Below are 26836 nucleotides of genomic sequence, written 5' to 3' on the forward strand. Positions count from 1 at the left end.
GCGCCCCTGATCCGTGAACTCTTGTCGCATCCTTGTATCCGATTCATGGGTACGAGCAACAGGCCCAAGGCCTTCTCAGTATCGGGGAACACCAGGTGTCGGCGGCGCTGAAGAATAGAACGGTCCAAAGATTCGCTCCAGTTGGCCTTCATAGCGCCACGCCGCATCCAGAATCCTCTCTCGCGCCGAAGAATGGTCTGCTTCACTTAGCATTTGAGTGAATACAAACCACAACTTCCCGGCGAGAGTCGTCGATATTTGAGGCGCCCCGTTGAGATCAAGAATGAGATCGTCGACCAGACGAGATAGATCCTCGATTCGCGCTTCATTGAGCTCTTTGGAAGCCCGGAGGGGAAGTAGAATCTCGGTTGTCAAATGATCAAGGCGACTCTCAATTTCTGCGTTGTTACTCACTGAACGAAGCCCCTAATTGCATCCTGTGGAATGTGCTGGAACACCGAAACCTCCTGCTGCCACACCGAGTAATGGTACGGCAGTCCGTCGACACCGTTGAGCCGCGGATAAATCTTCCAACCCTCCGCCACCGTCGATGTGATCCTATCCAGGTCAATCGCTACGACGCCGAGGTTACTCCCCGACGCGTTGAACCCTTCGGCGACCCCGCGCACTTTAGTCGTCGAGATCCAGGGGTCGTTTGCCCAGGATTTTCGCGACGACCCACCCACTAGATGTTCAGCGAGTGACCAAGTCCCGCCCGGGTTCTTCGCAGTGAGACCCTCACCGCGCGCAACGGACGTTGCATCAGACGAGTTCAGTGCACGATATACAACGTTCGAGGCGCCTTCTCCCGCCTTCGAAGCCCCACTTGCCAACGTCTTTGTGCCCTTGGCCGCAAGCCCACCGCCGCCACCGACGAACGCAGTGGCAACGTCGAAGGTGATCCCGCCGGCGGCGTAGGCGTTGGTGGTGGTGTCAACGTCCAACTCCTCATTGACCGTGTCCCTGGCAAAGTCGTCGAGGCCAAGCGCGTTCACCAGGCCCGCGAACGGAGTCAGTTCGGAGATCCCAATCGCTGAGTTCGCCGCGCCACCGAGAGCATCGCCTCCGTCTCCGGTTGAGACCATTCCCTCGACAGCAGGATTGACCTTCGGCTCGGAGTCTGCGTTGCAGGCCGGGAGGCCCCAAGTGCCGCATCCGGCCGAGTTCGTCGGTGCGGGTGCATCGCCTCCGCCGCCCGGCGAGTCAAGGAGGATGTGCCCGTCATATTCGATTCCGGAGATCGGGTTCCCCGCGGCGAAGGCGTACCGATTCGACGTGAATGGGTCGGTCCCCAGGCCCATGTCGGCGAGGGCGCCGTTGTACATGTCACGGGTGGTGAAGGTGTTCAGGCCGGGGTTGTAGTCGCGGAACCCCATGTCGTAGGTCCCGGAACCTGCGTCCCAGCGCTTGCCGTTGAACCGGTAGGCGTTGAACGACTCATCGCCAGGCTGCTCCGGATTCGCCGCATCGGGCTTGTCAATGCCAGTGAACTCGGCCTCGTCGTTCTCCCCGTAAGCCGTGTACCCGTAGGTCGCGACCGTCTTGCCGGCATCATCGGTGACCGTCTCGACGTCGGTGTGGGCGTTGTACCCGAAGTAGCCGGTCTCCCCTGCCTCGACACCCCCCTCGGTGTCGGCCTGGTGGGTGACCTGAGAGAGCCGCTGACCCCACGGGGAATACTGATAGGACTTCGTCAGCTCACCGGCGACCTCTTCGCCCAGGACCTCCTGGGACAGGCCGAGATAGGTGTAGTCGGTCGTCTTCCCGTCCGTCCCGGACGTGGTCTTGGATGCGGTCCGGTCCAGCGGGTCGTAGGTGTATCGGGTGGCCTCGAGGACACCCGCGTCGTTCGCCTGCTCGGCGACCTTGATGTGGTCGAAACCGTCATAGGTGGTTCGGGAGATCGTCTTCCCGCCGCCCACGACACTGGTCTGGCGACCGAAGGGGTCATACCGGTACGACGCGGTCTGACCATCGACGGTCGAGGAGAGGAGTCGGTTGCGGTCGTAGTTGAACGACGTGCTCGTGCCACCCACAGACTGCTGGATCACGTTCGCGTTCGCGTCGTGAACATAGGTCTCCGTGGCGGCGCCGTGACCGGTCTTGGTCTTCTTCGACAGCCGGTCGACCGGGTCATAGACGTACGTCGTGGTCGAGTCAAAGGTCGCGGAGGCGTCATCGGCGTTGCGCTTGGAAGCGACGTCTTCGAGCTGGTTGCCGTTGGCGTCGTAGGTGTAGGCGTGAGAGGCGACCAGAGCACCCGCAGACGTCTCCTCGAGCATGCTCTTGAGCGCGCCGTCGGCCTGGAAGGCGTTGGTGGTGACGTTGCCGTTGCCCTTGGTGATCGTCTTCTGACGACCGAGGCTGTCGTAGGTGTAGTTGGTGACCTTCGCGGCCTTGGTGTCGTTGAGGTCGTCGACGGTGACCTTGGTGAGCAGGTTCCTTGGGTCGTTGTAGACGTAGTCCGAGGCCTGGTCCGGGTGCGCGACCGTAAGCGGCTTGCCCAGGTTGTTGTACGTGTAGGACGTGGTCGCCGCCGGCGACCCCGCCAGGTCCTCGCGGACCGACTTGATCTGGTTCAGCCCGTCATAGGCCATCGCGTAGGCGTCAGCGTTCTTCGCGGTGCCGCGCGAGGTGTCGGTGATGTCGGTCAGGTTGCCGTTGAGGTCATAGCCGTACGCGAATGCCTTGTCCTCAGCATCCGTGTCAGCGGCGTTGTCACGCACGAGCCGGACCGAGTCAGCCACCACGGTGCCGGTGCCCGAGGGGGCGAGAGCGACGGTGACCTTCTCACCCTTGGTGAGGGTGACCTTGCCGAGGGTGTTCCACGCGGCCGCGCCGGTGGTCTGGTTGGCCGTGAAGTTCACGTCCGTACCCGCGCCGTCCCCGTGGTTCAGGGTGAATTTGGCGTCCGTCGCCGTGCCCGAGACCTGCGGCCAGGCGGCTGCAAGTGTGTAAGAGCCGTCCGCGGGAACATCAAGCGTCCAGGTGAACTTGTCCGTCGACCCCGTGGCTGCAGCATGGGTGCGGTGACTGGTGCCCTGCTGACCGGTCGCAGACGCCTTGGTCCACGTGCCGGTCGCAGCGAACAGGCCGCTGGTGTCGTCGTCGGTGACCACCGAGTGCGAACCGACCGGGACACCGTCGTCCGACTTCGCCTTGAGCTTCCCGTCGGGGAAGTAAGCCCACGTCATCGTGCGTGAGGCGGAGCCGTCCGCCGAGGTCAGAGTGCGGGCAGTCTGCGCGCCGAGGTCGTCGTACTCGTAGCGGGTCTTGATCCCCCACGCGTCGGTCGAGGCCTTGATCCAACCGTTGGCGTAGTAGTCGACCGTCGTGTCGTTGCGGACCGTCTGGCCGTCCGAGGACGGCAGACTGGTCTTGACCGCTCGGCCGACGGCGTCATAGGTCGTCTCGGTGTAGACGTTCGGGTCGTTGTAACGCGCGTCAGTGGGGTCGTAGGGCTGGTAGGAGCGAACCGGACGGTTGAGCTCGTCGTAGGTCGTGCGGGCGACGAAGTCGTCCTCGTTCGCGGTCTGCGAACCGCGCGGGGTCGTGATCCGGGTCGTGTTGCCGACCTCGTCGTACGCATACCGGGTGGTCCGGTAGACGGTGGCGTCGCCGGTGCCGGTCCACGGGGTCTTGGTCTCGATCCGGGCACCGCGCTCGTCATAGGACGTGTAGGCGGTGTGACCTGCGGCGTTGGTCGTCGACAGGGTCAGACCATCGGCGTCGTAGTCGGTGCTGGTCGTGTTCCCTTCCGCGTCCTTGACCGTGAGTGGCTGGTGGTTGAGGTCATAGGTCGTCTTGGACGTGTAGTCGGTCGTGTCGGTTGACTTCGTCTTGGACGGGTCGCGGACCTCGACGACGTTGCCGACGGTGTCGTAGTCGTACTCGATCCGGTCACCGTTGGCGTTCTCGACAGCGCTCTGCTGATAGATCGCGTCGTAGAAGTAGCTGGTGACGAAGTCACCGGCATCGGTGGTCGCGGTGCCCTTCGGCTCGGTGGCCTTGAGCAGGTTCCCGACCGTGTCGTAGGTGAACTTCGAGACACGAGCCGCGCTCGAGGAGGTGTCTTTGGGTGCGGTGGACTCGGTCACCTGGTCAGCGGCGTCGTAGGTCGCCGTCGAGACTGCACCGTTGGGCGCGGTGGAGGCCGTGACGTTGTCGTTCGCGTCGAAGACGGGCGCCGGGGTGGTGATCGTGCGCTCGGTGGAGACCTTCGTGGTGCCGGCGAGCGGGCGACCGAACGCGTCGTAGGCCTGCGTGACGACACCGTCGAGCGGGTCTTGGACCTTGGTGACCAGGCCGCGCACGTCGTATGTCGTGGTGGAGATGTTGCTCTTGGCGTCCTCGGTCGTCGTGGGGTAACCCACTGGGGTGTAGTCGCGGTACTTCGTGACGTGCTCGTTCGCGTCGGTGGCCGTCAGCAACTGCCCGAACGAGTCGTACGTGTAGGTCGAGGTGTAGTCGCCAGCGGTGGTGGTGGCCAAGCCCTTGCCATCGGTGACGGTGAGCAGGTTGCCGTAGGAGTCGTACGAGAACTGGTTCTTTCGGCCGGCGGGGCTGGTGGTGCGGAAGATGTCGGCCGCGTAGCCGTCGGCACGAGTGGCGTACTCATACACGCTCGAGCCGGCGGGGGCGGTCGCTGCGGTCTGACCCGCGGCACACTCGGAGGCGGCGGGGGCACCGCCGTGGGCCTTGTTCTGCTCCGGGTCACGCTGCCAGATCGGGTAGCCGGTCTTCGGGTCGTAGCAGTAGGCCGTGACCGCGCCGTTGGCCTCCGTCAGGGTCCGGGTGTTGTTGTCGCCGTCCCAGGTCAGCTCGACCTTCTGGTCCTTCGCGTTCGTCACGCTCCGGGGTCGGCCGAGGTCGTCGGAGACGTACTTCGTCGCGTGAGTCTCGGAATCGGTGACCGTGGTGTCGACCCAGGTGTTGGTGGTCGCGTTGGTGACGTAGTCGAAGGTCGTGGCGTGACTCAGACGATCGGTGATCGTCTGCAGGGACCAGTGGTCCTTCGGGTCATCGCCCTGCGACGGGGCGTAGTAGTCCATCGATGTGGAGTTGCCGCGCGGGTCGGTGATCTTGGTGAGCTTGACGTTCTTGTTGCCCTGGTCGGCGTCGTAGGTGAACTTGAACGTCTTCGCAATCGATGCCCCAGAGGCGTCCTTCGCGCCGGCACCGTCGATCATCCGGCCCATCAGACCCTGGGTCGTGTAGTAGAACTCGACCCGGCGACCCGAGATGTCGGTGATCGCCTTGACGTGGTCATAGATCTTCGAGTTCGACAGCTTCCCGGCGTCGGTGACCAGGTTGCCGGTCGCGGCGTCGACGTAGGTGTAACCGGTCTGACCCTTCTCCCAGTACTCAACATTCAGCGAGCGACGGCCTGCGGGGTCGGTTATGTAGGTCAGGAACTTCCGCGGCTGGTTGTTGGACTTGCGCTCGGCGTAGGTGAACGTCTGCGTGTTCCCGTTCTTGTCCACCGAGCTGGTCATGTAGCCGTCACAACCGAAGATGAAGCGCGTGCCGTCGGGGCGCAGCAGCGTCCAGGCGTCCGGTATCGGGTCCTTCTCCGGGGTGCAATCCAGGCCGGCCTTCGGAGTGAGGCGGTAGTTCACGCCTTTCGGCGCGACCCACGCACCCGTCGTGGAGTCCTTCTTGAACAGATGCGTAGTACCGTCACCGTCCGGGAGACGGATCTCGGTCGGGTTCGGATTCGGGTGGAAGTCCAACGGAGCACCCAGGCGCGTGATCCCGGCAATCTGACCGGACCAGCCGAAACCGAGGACCGTGTCGGAGGTGTCCTGAGAGTTGTACGCGAACCGGGCAAACGTCGACAGGCCACGACCCGGGTTCGAGAACGCGTCATAGGACCAGACCGCGTTGCCAGAGGCGACGTTGCCCATCAAGGTGCCGCCAGCACCGGTGTTCTTCCCGACATAGGAGTAGAACGACTCCAGACCCAGCTGATCGGAGGTCGGCTCCTCGACCGCAACCTCCTGCTTCAACCCCGGCGTCGCGACAGCGCCCGTGGCGGCGTCTTCGGCCTTCCAGGTCAGCGTGTAGTCGGTGCGTACGTTGTCGGTGTCGGAGTCGGCGGGGGCCTTGACCTTCGCCGACACGGTCTGGGACTGGCCCGGCGCCAGCGCGGCGGGCAGGGTCGTCTTCAGCTTCGTGGTTCCGGTGACATCGGTCCCGTCAGGCAGTTGCCACGAGTAGGTGAGCACCTTGCCGCTCGTGCCCGTGCCAGCCGGCCAGCTGGCCGCGGTCGTGTTCGTGACCGTCACCGGCACCGTGGCGGTGGTGCCGGCGGCGACGCGGGTCGGGGTCGACGGGGCGTAGTAGGTGTCCTCGGGTGTTGCGTCGACATAGATGACCCGAAGGAGCGGTCCGAGCTGCCAGTCCGGGGCCTCCGCGGAGAGCCACTGCGTTCGCTCCTGCGGGCCGGTGCTGGTCTCGTCGGCGAGCTTGACCAATGCGCCCCGGTTGCCGGAAGGGGTGGTCACCCAGTTCTGGGTCATGAGCGTGGCGTCCCACCAGTGGCGGCCGACCTCGGCCACCGAGCCCACGGTGTCGGCTGGGTTCGGACCGAAATCACCGCCCGGCGTCGTCCACGCCGTCGTGCCGTTCGTCGTGTTCCAGGTCGCGCCGGTCTCGGTCCACGCCCCTGCGGTCATTCGACGCAACTGATAGGTCGCGCCGTCGGTGCCAGTGGTCGTCTCCGCGCCCCACATGAACAACCGCGACTCCAACACCGTCGCCGTGGTCGGAATCGGTGTCGTGTTGAACTTCATCAGGGCGCGCGCGTCGCCATAGGTCGGCGACGAGTTGCCGACCGAAAGCCACGCTTGGGGACCGTACAGGTTGAGCGTGTCCAGATTCGTGGTCGGCTTCGCTGACGACAACGTGGTGTCGGTGACCTGGCTCGGGCCCTGGATCAGACGCATCGTCCGACCCGCCTTCGGCACACCGACCAGACGCGTCGGTGAACCGATCAGCTCGTTCGCCTTGGTCTTGACGACGATCTGGTAGTAGTAGCTGCGGCCGATCTCGCTCTCAGAAGAATCCGCTGTCGGGGTCGCGGTCGTGTCCGTGAACGACGTCGCCGACGCACTGATCGGCGCGACCAGTGTCGCCGCGGACGGGTTGAACGCCTGCTTCGTCGATCGGTGCAACTGGTACTCGACGATGTCGTCACTGCTCGAACCCGTGCTGTTCACATACACCGGCCAAGTCAGTTCTGGGCCCGTGCCATGAACTACCTGCGGCGAGTCGAGTGCGGTGCCGACCTTGCCGTACGTCACCGTCAACCGCGGCAGCGTCGAGGTCTCCCCGCCGTAGTCGCCGTCGCCCGCCTCATACCGCGGACCGCCCAACGGCGCCGTGCTCGACTCGTCGGCCGCCCGCAGCACGAACCCGTGATTCTCGACGCTCCCGTTCAGAATGTTCTGAACCGGCTGCTTGAGGTTGAACTTGTGCCAGGTGTTGAACTGATTAACCGGCTTGGTCACCGTGTCGTTCACGAAGGTCGAGACCAGACTCATGGTGTTGTTCCAGGTCGCCGCCGACTCGGTCCAGGCGCTCAGCGCCCGACGCACCTGGACATCGACCGCATTGCTGTTCGTCTCGTGCGCCTGGTCGAAGTAGAGCTCCATCGTTGCCGACGTGATCGTCGTGTTCGCCGGGATCTCCGTCAGCGGGAACTTGATCAGCGACCGCGCCTTCAACCCGCCTGACCCGGCACCGACCGACAGCTTCCAGGTGGTGTTGTAGTTCGTGTCCGGCGTCGTCGAGATCACCATCGCGTCCTGGGACGCCGACGCATTCGGGGTGATCGTGATCGTCGGGTCGATTCGGATCTCGCCCTCACGCTCCGCCGAGGTCAGCCACTCCATGTCGGGCTTGAGCTCGACCTTCCACGTGCCGTCCTCGTCCAGGAGACGCTGCTTCACCTTGCCCGAGTAGGAAGTGCCGTACGGCGAGGAAGCGTCCTTCTTCTCGTCGGTCATGTACGCGGCCGGGATGACCATCACCGGGGAGTGCGCGAGCTCGCCGTAGATGCCGATCGACCCATCCTTGTGCTCGACCGGGTAGAGGTCCTTCGAGACGTCCAGGGTGAAGGTGTAGACCAGCTGCTTGGTGCCCTTGGCCGGGGCCTTGTCCAGGACGATGAACTCCTGGACACGACCTGGGCCGGTGACGTACTCCAGGTCGGTGCCCTCGCCGAACGCATCCGCATAGGCGACCTTCGACCCCTTCGCCGTTGGCTTCAGGCTCTTCGCCTCGATCCCGTCGAGCCCCAGGGTTGCGGTCTGACCTTCAGGGGCGGCGAACTTCACCAGGTCCTCGGGCCGGTCCGAGAACCACGAACGACCGCTGTTGGTCGTGTTCGCAAACACGAACGCCTTGTCAGCCGAGGTGCCGACCGTCGTGTCGATGGCCTTCCAGTCTGCGTCCTTCCCGGAACCCGCCTTGTACGACGTCGGCTCGGCCGAGAGCTCGGCCTGAGTGCGGCCGTCGCTGAGGCGCCAGTACCGGGCGCTCTCGCTGCGCTTCGACGTCAGCTCCTTGACCCGCTTCGCCTTCGGGTCGTACTTGGGCGCATGCCCAAAGGTGGACTTGTGCTTGCGGTCCTTGACCGACGAGCCCTTGGTCACCGGCGCCGGATCGAGGTCGTCGTCATCGGCGCGTTCGTCCGCCGGTTCGTCATCGTCGCCACCGAACAGTCCGCCGAACCAGCCACCGTCGTCATCGTCTTGCTCAGGTGCGGAGGCTGCCTCACGGGCCGCCGCGGCGTCCGCCTCCGAGACGTTGTCCTTCGCCGAGGCTGGCGAGATCGGCGCAAGCACGCCCAGCACCAGCGCCACCGCCGTGACCGCCACCAGCGCGGCTTGTCGAACAGCGCGGCGTACGAAATCAAACGAAGTGAACAGACGACCAAGGCGACCGAGACGGCCCATGACGCACTCCTGCAGGCTCAACAAGTGGGGGATGCCTATGCCCGTCCCGGTACGCACATGTGCAGAGTCGGATCTTTACGTTCGGGTCGCGACGGCGCCACTTTCGACAACAAACTGTTGCGCTTTGACCTTCTCAGCGACTGCTTCGTGCCACCTACCGGCCGACAATCGCACCAAACTTCCGAATGTCTCCGGAATCGGCTTAGATACCCCCGCCCCACACTCGGCGGGGATCTCGGCGTCCACTCAGGGAGGACCACCACCAATGCACACCATCTGGATCAAGGCGCTCGTCGCGGCAGTCGAGCTCGGTAGCGTCGAAGCCGCCGCGCGAGCCCAGAACATGACCCGGCAGGGGCTGCGCAAGCGCATCTCCAACCTCGAGACCGCGACCGGGGTCAAGCTCCTCGCCAGCGATGCTCGCGGGACGCTCACCAGGGCCGGCGAGAAGCGAATCCAGAAATTCCGGCAGATCCTCGCCACCACGGATGAGGTGCTCAACCTCGAGCAGGCCGCCTGACCCACGACGGCGGCCGGAGCGATTTGTTCCGGACTCGTTACCGCTACCGACAGGTAAGCCCTTTCATACCCCAGTAGGCTTCCGCGGTCCGATCGCTCGGATCGGACCATCCCCCATGCGCAAGGAAAAAGTCTCGTGAGACTCTCGATCGACCGGAGAACAGGTCTGGTCGGCGGTGTCGTCGCTGTCGTTGCGACCGCCGCTGCCATGTTCTCCCTTCTGCCCTCCAACGCCGGCGCCGCGACGACGGTGGTCCTCGACGGCGTCTCGGTGGCCGTTCCTTACGGTGGCACGCAGGTCGTCACCGTGAACCGGACCTCAGGGACGTACGCCAATGTCCGATTCTGGGTGAAGGCCGACGGGAAGTGGACCCAGAAGTTCATGACGGCCAACGGGCGGATCGGCTCCGGCGGGCTCGTGGCGCGCGACCAGCGCAAGCAGGGCACCAGCACGACCCCGATGGGCACCTTCAGTCTGATGTCCACCTTCGGCACCCACGCCAAGGCGACCACGCAGAAGCTGGCTCACACCAAGATCACCAGCGAGTCCTACTGGGTCCAGGACAACAACTCGGCCTACTACAACCGCTACCGCCTCAAGTCCCAGGGCGGCTTCCGCTACTCGCTCCCGGCCAGCGACGTGAACAGCTCCGAGCGGCTCGCGGCCTACCCGACGCAGTACGAGTACGCGGTCGTCATCAAGTACAACTACGACAACCCGGTTCGCTACCGCGGCGCCGGGATCTTCCTGCACGTCAACGGCTCGGGTGCGACCGGCGGATGCGTGAGCGTCCCGCGCTGGATGATGAAGGAGTACTTCAGCCTTCTCGACCCCACCAAGAAGCCCGTCATCGCCATCGGCGCCTGACCTAGCCGTGAAGACAGCACCGTGGGCCGGAGCGAGGATCGCTCCGGCCCACAGCCATGTGATCAGTTGACGGTGGTGAAGTCACCGCCGCTGGCCCAGTAGGCGACCTCGTCGCCGCTGTAGGCGGCGGTGACGGCGTACTCGCCCGCGGGGAGCTTGACGAAGGTGACGCCGGCTTCCCCACCGCTGAGCGTCTTCGTGACCGTACGTCCGCCGTTGGTCGTGATCTTGACCGTCCCGGTGGGCAGGTAGCCCGGCGCGATGACTTCGACCGCCACCTTCGCCTCCCGGGAGCCGCCGGTCGCGGTGACCTTGACGCTCGGCTTGACGCGGACCCGGCCGCTGGGGCCGTACGTCTTGGTCAGCGTCTGGCCGCTGCTGGAACGGGCGACCACGGTGACGCTGAGACGGTGGCTCACGTCGGCCTCGGTCGGACGGTACTTCTCGGTCGTCGCTCCGGAGATCGGCGTGCCTTCACGCGTCCACTGGTAGGAGACGTCGACCGTCTCGCTGAAGCCGCCCGGGTCGACCTGCATCAGGCCGCCGAGACGAGTGCCGCCCTTCACGAAGCCGGCCTCGGTCTGCGTCAGCTCGCCGCCGCTCGGCGGCTCTGCCGGCTGCTGCGGAGCCTTGCCACCGCCGACGAGCGTGTCGGCGAAGGCGTACGAGTGCTTCGGACGGTAGCCCTCCTGGACACCGACGACGACCGCGCCGATCCTCTTCCCGGAGGCCGTTGCGGGCACCTTCAGGAAACGGGACTTGGTGCGCGTGATCAGCTGCTTGTCGGCGTACCACCTGACCTCGCCGATCTTGGCCGACGGCTCGTAGTCGGCGCCGCCGACGGAGATCGTCGAGCCGACCTTCTGGGTGCCGCTGATCTTCGGCTGTGCCAGCACCTTGAACGTGCCCTGCTTGATCGGCGGCAGGATCTCGCTCATCGTCCTGGCCTCGCTGTAGTCCCGGCGGGTGCCGGTGAGCACTGCCGCGATCTGCTTGCCGGCGAGGTGGCCGGGGATACGGAAGGTCTTGTTGGTCGCACCCGGGATCGGCTTCTTGTTCACGATCCACTGGTAGCGGATCTTGTTCGGGTTCGGGCTCCACGAGCCGGTGTTGACGGTGACCGCCTTGCCGACCTGTGCCGTGCCCTCGACCGTGGGCCGCTTGGTGACCGAGAGGCGCTGGTCGTTGAAGTGGATGAACCCGGTCGGGTAGTTCACCGAGTCCTTGCCGATCCGGCGCCAGCTGATGTCGCTGCCGTAGTTCGACTCCGAGATCGTGATCGTGTCCGCGCCGACCTTCTCGACGATCGCGACGTGCCCGAAGCGGCTCGCGCTCGGGTGCGAGGAGTGCCACCAGGCGACCGAGCCGACGGTCGGCGTCCGGTTCGTCAGCCTGCTCAGCGCGACGCCCCAGTTGGTGGCGTTGCCCTCGCCCGACCAGGGGCGAGCGTTCGGCAAGCCGGTCTGGATCAGCTTGTACGCGACGTAGTTGGTGCAGTTCCGACCGGCGTACATCCGCCAGTACATGCTCCCCCACGCACTCTCGTACCCGCCGGTGGAGTAGCCCTTGCTGCGGCAGTCCGAGAAGCCGGAGCAGAGCGTGATCGAGCCCGCGTGCGCCGGTGATGCCAACTTGGGGATGACTTGCACACCGAGGCCGACGAGCAGCAGAACCGCGCCGGTGACCAAGGCCCGGCGCAGCGCCCCGCCAGGCTTCCCCACCTGGCGCGACTCCTGTGAATACTGGTGTTTCTGTGACTTGAGGGGCACATGAGCACCCTAGAGAAAGTTGTCAACCATTGATACCGGTGTGTCGGAATTACAACACTGTATTTTTACTTTTCACGCTCAGCGACTCCCAAGAACGGGCAACAACGGCGATATAAATGTCTCGAATTCCGGGCGCAGTGAGAGGATCCAGCCATGCCTGGAACCAATCTGACGCGCGCCGAAGCCACCGCTAGGGCCGCACTCCTCGACGTCCTCTCGTACGACATCGAACTCGACCTCACCACGGGTGCTGAGACCTTCGGTTCGACGACGACGATCACCTTCACCTCCACCGAGGCCGGAGCCTCGACGTTCGCCGACCTGGTCGGCGCGACGGTCCACGAGATCACGCTCAACGGCGTGGCGCTCGACCCCGCGGTGGCGTACCAGGACTCCCGGATCCTCCTCGACGGCCTGGCGGCCGAGAACGTGCTCGTGGTCAAGGCCGACTGCACCTACTCCCACACCGGCGAGGGCCTGCACCGCTTCGTCGACCCCGCCGACGACCGCGTCTACCTCTACTCCCAGTTCGAGGTCCCCGACGCCCGCCGCGTCTACACCACCTTCGAGCAGCCCGACCTCAAGTCCGTCTTCACCTTCCACGTGACCGCTCCCGAGGGCTGGAAGGTCGTCTCCAACGCCGTCACCCCCGAGCCGAAGCCGCTCGGCGACGGCCGCGCGACCTGGGACTTCGAGCCCACCAAGAAGATGTCGACCTACATCACCGCGCTGATCGCCGGTGAGTACCACGAGGTCCAGGACGTCTACGAGGGCAAGTTCGGCACCATCCCGCTGGGTCACTACTGCCGCCAGTCGCTGGTCCCCCACCTCGACCGCGACGAGGTCGTGAAGATCACCAAGCAGGGCTTCGAGTTCTTCGAGGACGCCTTCGACTTCCCCTACCCCTTCGGGAAGTACGACCAGCTCTACGTGCCGGAGTACAACATGGGCGCGATGGAGAACGCCGGCGCCGTGACGCTGCGCGACGAGTACCTGCCGCGCTCCAAGCAGCCGCGCTCCTTCTACGACTTCCGCGCCTCGGTGATCCTGCACGAGATGGCTCACATGTGGTTCGGCGACCTGGTCACCATGAAGTGGTGGGACGACCTCTGGCTCAACGAGTCCTTCGCCGAGTGGGCCTGCTACCACGCCCAGGCCAACGCGACCGAGTTCACCGACGCCTGGACCGGCTTCACCAATGCCCGCAAGCAGACCGGCTACCGCCAGGACCAGCTGCCCACGACGCACCCGATCGCGGCGGACAACTACGACCTGCAGGCCGTCGAGGTCAACTTCGACATGATCACCTACGCCAAGGGCGCCTCCGTCCTGAAGCAGCTCGTGGCGTGGGTCGGGCTGGAGCCGTTCCTGGAGGGCCTGAAGGCCTACTTCAAGGAGTTCGCCTACGGGAACTCCGAGTTCAAGGACCTGCTGCGCCACCTCGAGGCCGCCTCCGGGCGTGAGCTCCAGGGCTGGGCCCAGGAGTGGCTGCAGACCGCCGGCGTCAACACCCTCGCACCGGAGTTCACCCTCGCCGAGGACGGCTCGTACGCCGCCTTCGCCGTGCGCCAGTCGGCCGCCGCCGACTACCCGACGCTCCGCCGTCACCGCATCGGCCTCGGCCTCTACGACCTCGTCGACGGCGCGCTCGTGCGTCGCGACGCGTTCGAGATCGACGTCACCGGCGAGCTGACCGAGGTTCCGCAGCTGGCCGGGGTCAAGCAGCCCGACCTGCTGCTGCTGAACGAGGGCGACCTGACGTACGCCAAGATCCGGCTCGACGAGCGCTCGCTGGCCACCGCGCTGTCGTCGCTGTCCGCGCTGGGCGACTCGCTCTCGCGCGCGCTGATCTGGGGCGCGGCATGGGACATGACCCGCGACGCGGAGATGCGGGCGAGCGACTTCGTCGAGCTCGTGCTCGCCAACATCGGCCAGGAGACCGACGCCTGGGGCGTCACCCGGATCCCGGTCTTCGCCGCCCAGGCGGTGGGCTCCTTCTCGGCTCCGGCCAACCGCGACGCCCTCAAGGCGCGCTGGGAGACCGGCCTGAGGGAGCTGCTGGAGGCCGCCGCGCCGAGCAGCGACCACCAGCTGACCTTCGCCCGGACGTACGCCGCAGCCGCCCGCTCCGAGGCCGCGATCGCCGACCTCAAGGGCCTGCTCTCCGGCGACCTGGCCTTCGACGGTCTCGACATCGACCAGGACCTGCGCTGGGCGCTCGTCACCGGCCTGGCCGCCTCGGGCACCTTCGGTGAGGCCGAGATCGCTGCCGAGCTCGAGCGCGACAACACCATCTCCGGCCAGGAGAAGGCTGCCGCCGCCCGCGCCGCGCAGCCGACCGCCGAGGCCAAGGAGGCTGCCTGGGAGTCGGTCGTCGTCCGCACCGACGTAGCCAACGAGACCGCCCGCTCGATCGTGCTCTCGTTCCAGCGTGGCGGGCAGGACGAGGTGCTGGCGCCCTTCGTCGACCGCTACTTCGAGGCCGCCGACACTCTCTGGGAGCACCTCGGCACCCACCGCGCCTCGACGGTGCTGGAGTTCATCTTCCCGAAGCCGGCCGCCTCCCCGGAGCTTCTGGAGAAGGCCGACAAGTGGCTCGAGACCTCCCCCGCCGAGCCGGCCGCGAAGCGGTACGTCCGCGAGGGACGTGACGAGGTCGCCCGCGCCCTCGCCGCTCAGGAGCGCGACGCTCAGTAGCACCACACCCGAAGGGCCCCGGAAGCACCTGCTTCCGGGGCCCTTCGGTATCTGCTCGAAAACCACGAATGGAAGGGAGATCCCCCCTTCCACTAACAACTTTATAGCGCACATAGGGGCTTGCCGCAAGGCCCCCGGCTTGGGGCAGAATCTCCTCCTCGAACAGGTAAAAGGCCTGATCAGACAGGGGATTCAACGTTGCAAGCATTCGATCTCGCGGGCCGTCACGACGCCAAGGCGGACCCGGCATTGATCGCTGAGGACGAGCAGCACTTCGCTGCCATCGCGGAGAGTCTCGAGGAGCAGATCTCCGAGCTGAACGAACGGCTGGATGACGTACGCCGCCGCCCGGGCGGGCACGGGCAGGAGGCGATGGATCGCGACCTGGAGGTGCACCGGATCGGTGGGCAGCTGCGGATGCTGCGCAGGTTCAGCCTGGACCTGTGCCTGGGGCGGATCGTCACGGACGCCGGCACCACGATCTACATCGGGCGGCTCGGTCTGACGGCCAACAACGGGAAGAGGCTGCTGGTCGACTGGCGGTCGCCGGCCGCGGAGCCGTTCTTCGCAGCCACGCACGCCGACCCCCGCGGGCTGCTGAGCCGGCGCCGCTACCGCTGGACCAACGGGCGGATCACCGACTACTGGGACGAGGTCTTCACCGCCGAAGGGCTCGAGGGGCACGCGGCCCTCGATGACCAGTCGGCCTTCATCGCCACGCTCGGCAGCAGCCGCTCCCCGCGGATGCGCGATGTGCTCGGCACCATCCAGGCCGACCAGGACGCCATCGTCCGAGCGTCCTCGCGCGGCGCTCTGGTGGTCGACGGCGGTCCGGGGACGGGCAAGACCGTCGTGGCGCTGCACCGCACGGCGTACCTCCTCTACTCCGACCCGCGCCTGGGCGAGGGCAAGGGTGGGGTGCTGTTCGTGGGGCCGCACGAGCCCTACCTCTCCTATGTCGCGGACGTGCTGCCAAGCCTGGGCGAGGAGGGCGTACGCACCACCACGCTGCGCCGGATGGTGCCCGAGGGTGCCTCGCTGGCGCCGGAGACGGACAAGGAGGTCGCCCGGCTCAAGGCCGACGCCCGGATGGTCGCGGCGATCGAGCCGGCGGTGGCGCTCTACGAGAAGCCACCGTCGAAGCCCACGCTGGTCGAGACGCCTTACGGCGACGCGGTGATCAGCACCGGCGACTGGGCCGAGGCGATCGCCGCGGCCGAGCAGGGTACGCCGCACAACGACGCCCGCGACCAGGTCTGGGAGGCGCTGCTGAAGATCGTGACCGAGAGGATCCAGGAGAACACCGGAGCCGACCCCGACCGCGACTATGACGCCGATCTCGACGACTGGGGCGACGCGGACCAGGAGGAGGACGAGTTCGACGCGTACGGCCTCGTCGACGAGGACGCGACCGACGCCCTGCGTGCATCGCTGGAGACCAACGCCGGTCTGCTCGACGTCTTCGGCGAGGTCTGGCCGCGGCTGCGGCCGGCCGACATCGTCGGGGATCTGTGGGAGGTGCCGGCGTTCCTGCGGATGTGCGCGCCCTGGCTCACTCCGGAGGAGGTGAAGACGCTGCAGCGCGAGGACCCGAAGGCCTGGACCGAGGCTGACCTGCCGCTGCTCGATGCCGCCCACCGCCGACTCGGCGACCCCGACGCCTCGCGGCGCCGGAGCGCGCAGAAGGCAGCGGCGGCCGCCGACCGGAAGGCGAAGGCGGCGGTCGTCTCGGACCTGATCAGCCACGACGACTCCGACATGAAGGTGATGTCGATGCTGCGCGGACAGGACCTGCGCACCGCCCTCCTCGACGACTCGGTGCGGGAGCCGGAGGAGCTCGACCCGTACGCCGGGCCGTTCGCGCACATCGTCGTCGACGAGGCGCAGGAGCTGACCGACGCCGAGTGGCAGATGCTGATCAGCCGCTGCCCCTCACGCAGCTTCACGATCGTCGGCGACCGCGCCCAGGCGCGGCACGGGTTCACCGAGTCGTGGCAGGAGCGGCTCGAGCGCGTCGGCCTGGACCGGATCGAGATGGCCGGCCTGAGCATCAACTACCGCACGCCCGAGGAGGTGATGACCGAGGCCGAGCCGGTCATCCGCGCCGCACTTCCCGACGCGAACGTGCCCACGTCGATCCGTGCCTCCGGGATCCCGGTGCACCACGGCACGGTCGACGAGCTCGATGTGATCCTGGACACCTGGCTGGTCGAGCACGAGGAGGGCATCGCCTGCGTCATCGCGGCTGATTCACAGGACCTGAACGAAGGCCGGGTACGCCGCCTGAGCCCCGAGCACGCCAAGGGGCTCGAGTTCGACCTGGTCGTCCTCATCGACCCCGAGACGTACGGGACCGGGATCGAGGGTGCCGTGGACCGCTACGTCGCGATGACGCGGGCGACCCAGCAGCTGGCCATTCTCAGCTGACCGAACCGGTCAGTGCGTCGCGGCGGGGAGGTTGTCGTCCTCGGCCTTGTGGGGCTTGGGCAGCAGCCCCTCGCCGCGGAACACACCCGGCAGGAGCACCAGGAGGGAGATGACCACCATCAGGATCACCGGGATGAGCAGGATGAGCAGGAGCAGACCGGAGGCGGTCATCTCCTCGGCGACCGGCCAGCCGTTGGGAACCTCGGCGCTGGCGGGGCCGGCGGTAGCAACAGAGGCGACGACGGCGGCGGAGGCGGAGGCGCCGAGGAGGCCGGCGCGGCGCAGGATCTGGTTGCTCACGGGGCAGATACTAACCGGCGTACATCGTGGTTCTCATCTCTGCCCCTCGTCGCCGCGGCGGGAGTCGATGCCCGGCCGGGGATTGGCCGTCGACCTTGAACGGCTTGGATACTGGAACCCATGTCCATCCCCCCGAACCCCCCACTGGTCTCGGTCTCCTGGTCGACGCTCGGCGAATGGGTGATCGGCATCCCCCTGCGCATCCTCGGCCTGATCGTGCTGGCGCTCGTGCTGCGCTGGATCCTCCACCGGGTGATCGACAAGATCGTCAGCCGCACCGTCGAGGCGCCCACGCTCGCCAGCAAGATCACCAAGACGCACGATGCGGGCGACGCCACCTTCGCGTCCTCCCGCCGCAGCCAGCGCGGCCAGGCGATCGGCTCGCTGCTCAAGAGCGTCGTCACCGGCGTCCTGGTCGCGATCTTCGCCACCATGATCCTGGACGAGCTCGGCATCAACATCGCCCCGATCATCGCCTCGGCCGGAATCGTCGGTCTGGCGCTCGGTTTCGGCGCCCAGTCGCTGGTGCGGGACTACCTGTCCGGCATCTTCATGATCATCGAGGACCAGTACGGCGTCGGTGACAGCATCGAGGTCAACAACATCAGCGGCACCGTCGAGGCCGTGACGCTGCGGATCACCCGGCTGCGCTCGCTCGACGGCACGGTCTGGTACATCCCCAACGGCGAGATCCTCACCGTCGGCAACCACAGCCAGAACTGGGCCCGCGCCGTCATCGACGTCGGCGTCGGCTACAACGAGGACCTCAACAAGGTGCAGCGCGTGCTGCGCGAGGTCTCCCACGACCTGTGGGTCGACGAGGACTTCAAGGGCCAGATCATCGAGGAGCCCGAGGTCACCGGCGTCGAGGCGCTGGCCGCCGACTCCATCACGCTCCGGGTGCTGATCAAGACCCTGCCGCTCAAGCAGTGGGCGATCGCGCGCGAGATGCGCCAGCGGATCAAGGCCCGCCTCGACTACGAGGGCATCGAGATGCCGTTCCCGCAGCGGGTCATCTGGCACCGCGAGGAGAAGGCCGCCGCCGAGGAGCAGACGGCCTGACGTACGCCGCCAGTGATGCCCCGGCTTGAGCCGGGGCATCACCACATTTCAGGCGAGATCTCAGGCGAGGGCGGCGTCGAGGGTGATCGTGGTGCCGGTGAGGGCCTGGCTGACCGGGCAGCCGGCCTTGGCCTCCTCGGCGAGCCTGACGAAGGCATCGTTGTCGAGGCCCTCGACCACGCCACGCGTGGTCAGCTTGATGCCGGTGATCCCCTTGCCGGGGGTGAACTCGACCTCGGCGCTGGTCTGCAGGCTGGTCGGCGGGGTGCCGTTCTGGGCCAGACCGTTGGAGAAGGCCATCGAGAAGCAGGAGGAGTGGGCCGCGGCGATGAGCTCCTCGGGGCTGGTCTTGCCGCCGGGCGCCTCCGTGCGGGCCGGCCACGAGACGTCGTAGGTCCCCAGGCCCGAGGAGTCCAGCGTCACCTTGCCGGCGCCCTCGAAGAGCGAGCCCTCCCAGACGGTGGTGGCGGTGCGGGTGGTGGCCATCGTTATCTCCCAAAGTTCGTGTGAATGCGTACGCCCCCGATCCTGCCACGGCAGGCGAGCGCGGACCCGCGTGGAAGAATGGCTCAGTGACGTTTTATGAGGAGATCGGCGGGATGGACACCATCCGCACGATCGTGGCCAAGTTCTACGAGGGCGTGGCGACCGACGAGCTGATGCGGCCGATGTATCCCGAGGAGGATCTCGGTCCGGCACAGGAGCGGCTGACGCTCTTCCTGGCTCAGTACTGGGGCGGCCCGACGACCTACTCCGAGCAGCGTGGCCACCCGCGGCTGCGGATGCGTCACGCCCCGTTCGAGGTCACCTCGGAGGCCCGCGACCGCTGGCTCCAGCACTTCCGCGAGGGCCTCGACGCCGCCGGACTGACCCCGGAGCAGGACGCGCAGTTCTGGGCGTACGCCGAGCACGCCGCGAACTTCATGATCAACACCCCCAGCTGACCCTCCGGCGGCCCCGCTCGCCCTGCCGGCCCGTGCCGTGCCTCTAGAGTGGCGCCCGTGTCGATGAGCTCCCCTATCCGTCGGGCGCGCCGTCCACGACCGCTGCTGCGCCATCCGGGCCAGGTGGTCGTCGCCGGGTTCGCGGTCGCGATCCTGATCGGCACGCTGCTCCTGATGCTCCCGGTGGCCCGCACGGAGCCCGGCCACGCGCCGTTCCTGACCGCGCTGTTCACCTCAACCAGCGCGGTCTGCGTCACCGGTCTGGTCGTGGTCGACACCCCGACCTACTGGTCGACGTTCGGCGAGGTCACCATCCTCGGGCTGATCCAGGTCGGCGGGATCGGGATCATGACCCTCGCCTCGTTGCTGGCGCTGATCGTCTTCCGCCGCCTCGGGCTGCGCTTTCGGCTCACCGCCGCCGTGGAGCACACCAGCTCCGGCCTCGGCGACGTACGCAGCGTGGTCAAAGGCGTGGTCGGGATCAGCCTGGTCATCGAGCTGATCATCGCGATCCCGCTGATGCTGCGGTTCTGGCTCGGCTACGGCTCCTCCCTCGAACGGGCCGCCTACGACGGGGTCTTCCACTCGATCTCCGCCTTCAACAACGCCGGCTTCGCGCTGCGGTCGGACAACCTGATGGGCTACGTCGACGACCCCTGGATCTGTCTGCCGATCGTCGTCGCCGTGATCGCCGGCGGCCTCGGGTTCCCGGTGTGGCTGGAGCTGCTGCAGCGTACGAAGGTACGGATGTGGAGCCTCCACACGAAGATGACCGTCACCGGCACCATCGGCCTGCTGCTCATCGGGACGGTGTTCTTCATCGCCACGGAGTGGCGCAACCCGGACACCCTCGGGGCGCTGAGCACCCCGGGGAAGGTGCTGGCCGGCTTCTTCCAGAGCACCATGACGCGTACGGCCGGGTTCAACAGCCTCGACTACGAGCAGATGAACGAGGGCACCCTGCTCGGCACGGACGTGCTGATGCTCATCGGAGGCGGGTCTGCGGGCACCGCAGGTGGCCTCAAGATCACCACGTTCATGCTGCTCTTCTTCGTCATCCTCGCCGAGGTGCGCGGCCAGGCCGAGGTCGAGGCCTTCGACCGGCGCATCGACCCGCGCGCCATCCGTCAGGCGCTCACGGTCGCGCTGCTCTCGGTCGGCTTCGTGGTCTCCGGCACCATCGCCCTGCTCCATCTGGTCGAGGCACCCACCCATCAGGTGCTCTTCGAGGCGGTCTCGGCCTTCGCCACCGTGGGCCTGTCGGCCAACCTCACCTACGACGTGCCCTCGGGCGGTCAGCTCGTCCTCATCGCGATGATGTTCGTCGGCAGGATCGGCCCGATCACCCTCGTCTCCGCACTGGCGCTCCGCGACCGCGAGCGCCTGCACCGCTTCCCGGAAGGACGGCCCCTCATTGGCTAGGAAAGACACCACCACCCGCGGCGGAGTCGCTGTGCTCGGCCTCGGCCGGTTCGGCAGCGCCCTCGCCCTGGAGCTCGTCGAGGAGGGCGAGGAGGTCCTCGCCGCCGACATGAACCCGCGAACGGTGCAGGAGCACGCCGGCCTGCTCACCCACGTGGTCGAGGCCGACACCACCAGCGAGGACGCGATGCGGGAGCTCGGCCTGAGCGAGTTCGGCACCGTGGTCGTGGCCATCGGCACCGACATCGAGGCGAGCATCCTCACCGCCTCCGTCGCCGTCCACCTCGGCGTACGCAACGTCTGGGCGAAGGCGATCAGCGCACCTCATGCCCGGATCCTCTCCCAGATCGGGGTGCACCGCGTCGTCCGTCCCGAGCACGACATGGGGCAGCGCGTCGCCCACCTCGTCCGTGGGCGGATGCTCGACTACATCGAGTTCGACGACGGGTACGTCTTCGTCAAGACCCGGCCGCCGGCCGCGCTGCACAACCGCAGCCTCACCGGCGTCGGGGTCCGGCAGAACTACGGAGTCACCGTCGTCGGCGTCAAACCTGCCGGGGGCAGGTTCACCTACACGACGCCCGAGACCGTCATCCGCGCCGACGACGAGATCGTCGTCTCCGGGCCGCAGCACAAGGTCGAGGCCTTCGCACGGCTCTAACCCTCACCCCACGTGCACATGCGGCCGGCGTGACCTGTCCGGCTCGGCACGGCGCAGAATCTCGCGCGTGGTCGGGGCGACCTCGCCGACCCCGATGAACAGGAACCGCAGCAGGTTGACCGCCGGGTTGCCCTCGGTCCACTCGAAGTAGATGTGCGGCACCACGCCGGTGACGTCGCGGACATGGAGCAGGACGGCGGCCAGTGCGTTGGGCACCGCCGGTGCCTCCAGACGCAACACCCGCCGGCGTCCGGTCACCTCGCCGCGTACCTTCAGGGTGCCTTCGAAGTCGGACGGGTCGGTGACGAGGACCTCGACGAAGATGATGTCGCCGTCGTCGGCCAGATCGTTGTCGAGGACCATCTGGCGCAGCTTGTCCTCGTACTCCTCGGGCCCCTCGGTGCCCTCGTGCTCGTTGGCGATCAGCCGGATCTGGCGGCGGGCGCACTCGCGCAGGAATGTCTCGGCCCTCTTGTCCAGCTCGACGCCGGTCACCCGCAGCTCGAAAGAGCGCATGATCCGGGAGACCAGCGAGACCCCGATGATCGCGGCGATGAAGCAGGCGGCGATCTTGACGCCGTCGGGACGCTCGATCACGTTCGAGACCGTGGTGTAGGCGAACACGGCCGCGATCAGGCCGAACAGCACCGTCCGGACCCGCTGGCCGGCCTTGTGCGCGGCCAGGGTCACCGCGACTGCCGCGGAGAGCATCAGGACCAGCACACCCGTCGCGTACGCCCCGCCCTGGGCGTCCACGTCGGCGTCGAAGATCCAGGTGATCAGGAAGGCGGCGGCCGAGATGGTCACCACCAGCGGCCGGGTCGCTGCCGCCCACTCCGGTGACATCCCGTAGCGCGGCAGGTAGCGCGGGATCAGGTTGAGCAGACCGGCCATCGCCGAGGCGCCGGCGAACCACAGGATGAGGATCGTGGAGACGTCGTAGACGGTGCCGAACCCGCTGCCGAGGTAGTCGTGGGCGAGGTACGCCAGCGCTCGGCCGTTGGCCGCGCCGCCCTCCTCGAACGCCTCGGCCGGGATCAGCAGGGTGGTCACCCAGGAGGAGGCGATCAGGAACACGCTCATCGTCAGGGCGGCCGCGGTGAGCAGCTTCTTCGTGCCCCGGATCCGGCCGGCAGGGTTCTCCTCCGTGTCGCCCTTGCCGCCCCTGACCTGCGGCATCACCGCGACGCCGGTCTCGAAGCCGCTCATCCCCAGGGCGAGCTTGGGAAAGACCAGGAGCGAGACGGCGATCATCGTCGTGATGTCGCCGTGCTCGACGAAGAGGGCGTCGTTCCAGCGGGTGAAGACGCTGGGGTCGCTGAACACATGCACCAGACCGACGGCGATGACGACGGCGTTGAGGGTGAGGAAGGTGACCACCAGGGCGACCGCGATCCCGATCGCCTCCTTGAACCCTTTCAGGAAGACCGCGGCCAGGGCGGCCAGCAGCACCAGGGTGATCACCATGTTGTGCCCGTGCCACGTGGACGGGAAGAGCGGGTTCTCCACCACGTGCGCGGCGCCGTCGGCGGCGGAGAGGGTCATCGTGATGATGAAGTCGGTGGCCGCGAAGCCGAGCAGGGCGAGCACGAACGCCTTGCCGCCCCATCGGGACAGCAGCCGCTCCAGCATCGCGATCGAGCCCTGGCCGTGCGGGCTCTCGGCCGCGACGCGGCGGTAGACCGGAAGAGCACCGAGCAGGGTCAGCCCGACCAGCACCAGCGTCGCGATCGGCGACAGCAGCCCGGCGGCGAGCGCCGCGATGCCCGGCTGGTAGCCCAGCGTCGAGAAGTAGTCGACACCGGTCAGGCACATCACCTGCCACCACGAATGCTTCTTCTCGGGGGTCTCCGTGGGCTCCGGGACGGCCGCCCGGCCGCTCTCTGCGATCGCTGCGGTCACGAGGACAACGCTTCCGTTTCAGGCGTCGCGACGCCACATCCCGGCTACGCGGGAGACCGTAAGGATTTCGTCAAGATCCGTCCGGGTCGAGGGTGTAGCCGACCCCGGAGGTGGTGACGAGGTATCTCGGGTGGGAGGGATCGTCCTCGAGCTTGCGGCGCAGCTGGGCGGCGTAGACGCGCAGATAGTGAGTCTCTTTGGCATAGGCGGGACCCCAGACCTCCTTGAGGATCTGCTCGCGCGGGACCAGCCGGCCGACGTTGCGGGCGAGCAGCTCCAGGAAGGACCACTCGGTCGGGGTGAGGCGTACGTCATCGCCTGCCTTGTGCACCCGCTTACGGGCGAAGTCGATCTCCAGGTCACCGATCGCGAGGGTGGTCGCGGCCGGGGGCGCGGACTCCTGGGAGCGGCGTGCGGCGGCCCGCAGCCGGGCCATCAGCTCGTTCATGGCGAACGGCTTGGTGACGTAGTCGTCGGCGCCCAGGTCGAGCGCCTCGATCTTGTCGTCGCCATGCTGGCGAGCGGAGAGCACGACCACCGGCACCTGGGTCCAGCCTCGCAGCCCCTCGATCACCTCGGTGCCGTCCAGATCCGGGAGCCCGAGGTCGAGAAGGACGACGTCGGGGTGGGTAGCCGCGGCGGCGGCCAACGCCGAGCGGCCGTCCGTCGCCGTCTCGACCTCCCAGCCGGCGGCGCGCAGGTTGATGGCGAGCGCCCGCAGCAGCGCGGGCTCGTCATCGACGACCAGTACGCGGCTCATCGCCCGCTCCTCGCGCGCGGCACCGCGACGACCATGGTCAGGCCGCCGCCGGGGGTGTCCTCGGCCGAGAGCCGGATGCCCAGCGCCTCGCTCAGGCCCTTGGCCACGGCCAGACCGAGCCCGAGCCCGCCGGCCGAGGTGTCGTCGAGACGCTGGAAGGGCTCGAACATCCGGTCCCGCTGCTCCTCGGGCACCCCTGGTCCACGGTCGACGATCATCACCTCCACAGTCTCCGGTGTCTCGTGTGCGAGGACGCGCACCGGCTCGCCGGCGTTGGGTCCCTGTCGGCTGACCCGGACCGCATTGCTGACCAGGTTGGCGACGATGCGCTCGAGCAGGCCCGAGTCGGTGCGTACGAGCGGGGTGTCCTCGCCGACCTCGAAGGCGATCGATCCGGGCGGCAGGCCGGCCACCGCCAGCGGCAGCGACTCCTCCAGACTGACGTCCCGCATCGCGGGGTGCACCAGACCGGCCTCGACCCGGGAGAGGTCGAGCAGGTTGTCGATGAGCGCCTCGAGCTGGTCGGCGGAGGTCGCGGCCGACTCGACGAGCTCCTTGCGGTCCTCCTCCGGCACCCTGCCCACGAGCAGTCCGTCCAGGGCGGCCCGCATCGTCGCCAGCGGCGTACGCAGGTCGTGAGAGACCGCTCGAAGCAGGGCCGTCGAGGTCTGCTCCGCCCGCTCCAGGGCGAGGGCACGGTCGGCCTGGTCGCGCAGTCGGCGATGCTCCAGCACCAGTGACGTCTGCACCGCGAAGGCCTCCAGGACCCGCCGATCGCGCGCCCGCAGCGGGGTGCCGCGCAAGACGATCACGTGGGTGTCGTCGACGGCCACCTGGGCGTCGCCCTGGTCCGGGTCTGCCGGGTAGCCGACCCCGGCACCAGCCAGCCGCACCCATCCCTGCGGTGTCTCCTCCAGCAGAACCACCGCCTGCTGGGCGAAGGTCTCGCGCACCCGACTCACGATCGCCTCGGCAGTGTCCTGGCCGGTCAGCACCGAGCGCGACAGCGCCCCCATCGTCGCCGCCTCTCCCCTGGCCTGGCGTGCTTCGGCCGCTCGCCGGGAGGCGCGGTCGACGACGGTGGCGACGCCGACCGCGACCGCGACGAAGATCACCAACATCACCAGGTTGCGTGGCTCGGCGATGGTGAAGCGGTGTACGGGCTGGGTGAACCACCAGTTCAGATGGAGGAACCCGGCCAGCGCGGCGGCCACCGCCGGCCAGCGCCCACCCACGAGCGCGACCAGGACGGTGGCGGCGAGCAGCAGCATGCTGGCCAGCGGGAGCTGGTTGGAGATGTCGCCCTCGATGCCGTCGTTGTGGAGCAGCCAGACCAGCGCCGAGGGCACCAGGAGCGCGCACAGCCAGCCCAGAGCCTGACGGGTGCGGCTGAGCGGTGAGCCGAGGCCGCCGCGGACCCGCGAGCCGCGGGCGATCTCCTCGTGGGTGACGAGGTGTACGTCGATCGACCCGGCCGCGGCCGCGATCCGGTCTCCGGTGGTGCCGGTGAAGAGCCGACGCAACCGCCCGTGCCGGGAGACGCCGACGATGATCATGGTGGCGTTGGCACCGGTCGCGAAGTCGACCACGGCGGTCGCCGCGTCCTCACCGATCACGCTGTGGAAGGTGCCGTCCAGCGACGCGGTCAGCGCCTGGACGCGCTCGATCGAACCGGCCTCCGGTCTGGCCAGCCCATCGGCGGTGACCACGTGGACCGCCAGCAGCTCAGACCCCTTCGCGCGCTGGCACAGCCGGGCCGCTCGCCGCATCAGCGTCTCCGACTCCGGGCCTCCGGTGACCGCGACCACGATCCGCTCCTTGGTCGGCCAGGGGTGCTCGATCCGGTGCTCGCGCCGGTAGTCCCCCAGCGCATCGTCGACCCGGTCCGCGAGCCACAGCAGGGCCAGCTCCCGCAGCGCGGTGAGGTTGCCGACCCGGAAGTAGGAGGTCAGCGACGCATCGATGGTCTCGGGCTTGTAGACGTTGCCATGAGCCATCCGACGCCGCAGCGCCTCCGGAGCCATGTCGACCAGATGGATCATGTCGGCGGTCCGCACGAGGTCGTCGGGCACCGTCTCCCGCTGGCGTACGCCGGTGATCCGCTCGACCTCGTCGTTGAGGGACTCCAGGTGCTGGATGTTGACCGTGGTGATCACGTCGATCCCGGCCGCCCGGATCTGCTCGACGTCCTGGGCCCGTTTGGTGTGCCGGCTGCCCGGCACGTTGGTGTGGGCGAGCTCGTCGATGCAGACCACCTTCGGGTCGCGGGCGATCACCGCCTCCACGTCGAGCTCGGTAAACGTCGCCCCGCGATAGTCGATCTCCCGGCGCGGGATCACCTCGAGTCCCTCGATCTGGCGCGCGGTGTTGCTGCGGTCGTGGGTCTCGACGAACCCGACCACCACATCGGTCCCGCGCGCCTGGCGCCGCTGCGCCTCGCCGAGCATGGCGTACGTCTTGCCGACACCTGGCGCGGCTCCGAGATAGACGGTCAGACGGCCCCGCTTCCGCGGGGACCGTCCGTCCGTTGACGTGGTCTGCACGT

At 67.5% G+C, this 26836-nt stretch carries 16 protein-coding genes; 8 read left to right on the top strand and 8 right to left on the bottom strand.

The annotated features are described in order from the left end of the window. Positions 1–75 precede the first annotated feature (75 nt). Entirely contained in the window at positions 76–414 is a 339-nt protein-coding gene (locus tag ACW14X_RS09180) for a hypothetical protein (protein WP_457165397.1), read from the bottom strand. Further along, complete coding sequence (locus ACW14X_RS09185) at positions 411–8882, bottom strand: DNRLRE domain-containing protein (protein ID WP_457165398.1); 8472 nt, start codon at positions 8880–8882, stop codon at positions 411–413. Before ACW14X_RS09185 ends, ACW14X_RS09180 begins: the two co-directional genes overlap by 4 nt. 343 nt (positions 8883–9225) lie before the next feature. Between ACW14X_RS09185 and ACW14X_RS09190 the strand changes: the two genes are divergently transcribed. After that, positions 9226–9480, top strand: coding sequence for a LysR family transcriptional regulator (locus tag ACW14X_RS09190; RefSeq protein ID WP_457165399.1), 255 nt, complete (start codon positions 9226–9228; stop codon positions 9478–9480). 135 nt (positions 9481–9615) lie between these two features. Beyond that, positions 9616–10347, top strand: a complete 732-nt coding sequence (locus ACW14X_RS09195; RefSeq protein ID WP_457165400.1) for a L,D-transpeptidase family protein — start codon at positions 9616–9618, stop codon at positions 10345–10347. Positions 10348–10409: 62 nt separating this feature from the next. Here ACW14X_RS09195 and ACW14X_RS09200 read toward each other — a convergent pair whose 3' ends face one another. Further along, positions 10410–12068: a CHAP domain-containing protein gene (locus ACW14X_RS09200; RefSeq protein ID WP_457165401.1), complete on the bottom strand. Its 1659-nt coding sequence runs from the start codon at positions 12066–12068 to the stop codon at positions 10410–10412. A 201-nt stretch (positions 12069–12269) separates the two neighbouring features. Here ACW14X_RS09200 and pepN point away from each other — a divergent pair, with 201 nt between their 5' ends. Both pepN and helR read left to right on the top strand, forming a co-directional pair. Next, complete coding sequence (gene pepN / locus ACW14X_RS09205) at positions 12270–14813, top strand: aminopeptidase N (RefSeq protein ID WP_457165402.1); 2544 nt, start codon at positions 12270–12272, stop codon at positions 14811–14813. A gap of 198 nt (positions 14814–15011) precedes the next feature. After that, the gene (gene helR / locus ACW14X_RS09210; RefSeq protein ID WP_457165403.1) at positions 15012–17240 is read left to right on the top strand and encodes an RNA polymerase recycling motor ATPase HelR; all 2229 of its coding nucleotides are present in this window, start codon (positions 15012–15014) and stop codon (positions 17238–17240) included. 9 nt (positions 17241–17249) lie between these two features. On the opposite strand, the gene ACW14X_RS09215 is transcribed toward helR, so the two are convergent. After that, positions 17250–17540, bottom strand: a complete 291-nt coding sequence (locus ACW14X_RS09215; RefSeq protein ID WP_160025139.1) for a hypothetical protein — start codon at positions 17538–17540, stop codon at positions 17250–17252. A 120-nt stretch (positions 17541–17660) separates the two neighbouring features. Here ACW14X_RS09215 and ACW14X_RS09220 point away from each other — a divergent pair, with 120 nt between their 5' ends. Continuing rightward, positions 17661–18602: a mechanosensitive ion channel family protein gene (locus tag ACW14X_RS09220; protein WP_160025140.1), complete on the top strand. Its 942-nt coding sequence runs from the start codon at positions 17661–17663 to the stop codon at positions 18600–18602. Between the two features lie 60 nt (positions 18603–18662). Here ACW14X_RS09220 and ACW14X_RS09225 read toward each other — a convergent pair whose 3' ends face one another. Continuing rightward, positions 18663–19088 (bottom strand): OsmC family peroxiredoxin, encoded by a 426-nt coding sequence (locus ACW14X_RS09225; RefSeq protein ID WP_160025141.1) that lies wholly within the window; start codon positions 19086–19088, stop codon positions 18663–18665. Between the two features lie 86 nt (positions 19089–19174). Here ACW14X_RS09225 and ACW14X_RS09230 point away from each other — a divergent pair, with 86 nt between their 5' ends. From ACW14X_RS09230 to ACW14X_RS09240, 3 genes are all read left to right on the top strand, one after another. Then, a complete protein-coding gene (locus ACW14X_RS09230; RefSeq protein ID WP_160025142.1) occupies positions 19175–19546 on the top strand; it encodes a globin in 372 nt (123 codons plus the stop codon). 63 nt (positions 19547–19609) lie between these two features. After that, positions 19610–20968 (top strand): TrkH family potassium uptake protein, encoded by a 1359-nt coding sequence (locus ACW14X_RS09235; protein ID WP_457165404.1) that lies wholly within the window; start codon positions 19610–19612, stop codon positions 20966–20968. Then, the gene (locus ACW14X_RS09240; protein ID WP_457165405.1) at positions 20961–21629 is read left to right on the top strand and encodes a potassium channel family protein; all 669 of its coding nucleotides are present in this window, start codon (positions 20961–20963) and stop codon (positions 21627–21629) included. Before ACW14X_RS09235 ends, ACW14X_RS09240 begins: the two co-directional genes overlap by 8 nt. A gap of 3 nt (positions 21630–21632) precedes the next feature. Here ACW14X_RS09240 and ACW14X_RS09245 read toward each other — a convergent pair whose 3' ends face one another. The 3 genes from ACW14X_RS09245 to ACW14X_RS09255 all read right to left on the bottom strand — a co-directional run bounded on the left by ACW14X_RS09245 (position 21633) and on the right by ACW14X_RS09255 (position 26834). After that, a complete protein-coding gene (locus ACW14X_RS09245; protein WP_457165406.1) occupies positions 21633–23531 on the bottom strand; it encodes an amino acid transporter in 1899 nt (632 codons plus the stop codon). A 70-nt stretch (positions 23532–23601) separates the two neighbouring features. Then, positions 23602–24291 (bottom strand): response regulator, encoded by a 690-nt coding sequence (locus ACW14X_RS09250; RefSeq protein WP_457165407.1) that lies wholly within the window; start codon positions 24289–24291, stop codon positions 23602–23604. Next, positions 24288–26834, bottom strand: coding sequence for a DUF4118 domain-containing protein (locus ACW14X_RS09255; RefSeq protein ID WP_457165408.1), 2547 nt, complete (start codon positions 26832–26834; stop codon positions 24288–24290). Before ACW14X_RS09255 ends, ACW14X_RS09250 begins: the two co-directional genes overlap by 4 nt. Positions 26835–26836: the final 2 nt, after the last annotated feature.

The sequence above is a fragment of the Nocardioides sp. YJ-D4 genome, assembly GCF_054031495.1.